Consider the following 1,055-nt stretch of genomic DNA (forward strand, 5'->3'; position numbering starts at 1 on the left):
ATTTTTCTGATTATATTCGAAAATTGCTGCTGCATCGGCATCGAAGCTTTGAGTACAATGTATTTGCCAATCTCAGACAAATTTATTGTCTTCTGCGCCACTCCACGAGCAACTTGGTCAGCTTGCCGCTTTAACGATGGAGAAGCCAACATCGCACATAAATATTCCGGGTCTAGCAATGAGAGATTTGGCTTCAAGTGTGCGATGTGTCGTTGGAATGCAAATTTTCTCGATTCGCGCACAACGGCCGGAACCCCATACGAACCAACGGTTGAATAGAGCACGTCACCGCATTCAATTGGACACCGGCGCGTCAGCTCGTGGTGAGTCGCATCATTGATGAATTTCTTCGTCTCGAAATCAATCTCACCAGACACGATATTACTGACGAAGAGGAACGGCACGCCTGAGTCGCTCCACTCCGGCGATTGATGAGTGCCGTCCGTTATCCGATGGCAAAGTTGTGCTAGTGGCACGACCTCAACACCAGCGGCCGGTTTTTCTGGTTTCCCAAACATGTCGACAAAAATCGACTGGGCCATGCTATCCAGCAGCGCGAGCGCTTCCTTCCGTTGTGCGCGCAACTCGTTGGCCTTGTCAAGAATGGCTGCAATGCGGCGTTGCTCTTCGATTGGCGGCAGGGGAACTTGTAAGGCGCGAAGTGTTGTCGCATTCACACCTGGTTGCGCGGCACCACGAGCCCCCTTCGAAATTTGCCCCCAATAGTCCGGCGTATCAAAAAAGTGACTCACGAACTTTGAGTCAGCACCACTTCCCAAGCGTACGCGGATTAGATACGAAGCAAAAACCGCGTCCTCAGGGCACTTATCAATCAAATAGCTCTTGCCAGTCGTCGCACCAGTTCGAGCAAAGACTATATCGCCCGCTTTCAATCGAGCCGCTACCCTCTCCCCGTCTTCACATACGCAGTAAGGAACACCGGACCAGTCAACATTGCCGTTCTGTATATCCGTGATTCGCAAGAATTTTGGCCCAACTTCTACCGAATTTGCCGATGCAGTTACTCCATAATCAACAGATTCGGCAAGGTCATT

Annotated in this window: 1 protein-coding gene; it reads right to left on the reverse strand. The window is 50.6% G+C overall.

The annotated features are described in order from the left end of the window. On the reverse strand, nt 1-1,055 hold a 1,055-nt coding region (locus JMF90_RS38195; protein ID WP_201326456.1), incomplete at both ends, for a restriction endonuclease subunit S.

Source organism: Burkholderia sp. E168m23, assembly GCF_016586125.1.
GTDB classification, from domain to species: domain Bacteria; phylum Pseudomonadota; class Gammaproteobacteria; order Burkholderiales; family Burkholderiaceae; genus Burkholderia; species Burkholderia orbicola.